The sequence below is a fragment of the Paraburkholderia sp. BCC1886 genome (assembly GCF_900996245.1).
In the GTDB taxonomy this organism is placed as follows: Bacteria; Pseudomonadota; Gammaproteobacteria; order Burkholderiales; family Burkholderiaceae; genus Paraburkholderia.
In genome coordinates this window covers 1-456 of sequence record NZ_CAAJGK010000124.1, presented here as the reverse complement: position 1 = coordinate 456, position 456 = coordinate 1, and the positions used below count along the sequence as shown (strand labels likewise).

1 pseudogene is annotated in these 456 nt (G+C 73.7%); it reads right to left on the bottom strand.

The features are described from left to right. Positions 1 to 98 precede the first annotated feature (98 nt). Positions 99 to 456, bottom strand: a pseudogene (locus FQ746_RS33270) (tetracycline resistance MFS efflux pump); the annotation flags it as partial.

Below are 456 nucleotides of genomic sequence, written 5' to 3'. Positions count from 1 at the left end.
CGGCCGCGGCGCTCGCGCCGGCGACCGGGACCATCGGCTCGTCGTCGCCGTGAGATCGGCGCGAGCTTGATACGGCATCGGCGAGGGGGTTGTGCGAGCTAGCGCGCGACCGCCTCGGCGGCCCGCGCCGCGTCCTCCGCGACCGGCCGCGCGACGCGCCAGCCCAGCAGCCAGGCGCCCGCCATCAGCAGCGCCGCGATGTAGTAGGCCAAACCCGGCATCGGCCGCGCCGGTTGCGTGCCGATCGACCAGGAGAAGGCCGCGCCGTAGACCAGCGGCCCGATGATCGCCGCGAGCCCCGAGAAGGCCTGCAGGGCCCCCTGCAACTGCCCCTGCTCCAGCTCCCCGACGCGCCGCGTCATGAGCCCCTGCAAGGCCGGCATGAACAGGTTGAACAGCACGTAGACGGGCATGATCGCCAGGTAGGCGATGCCCGTGGCCGCCAGCCCGAAGCAG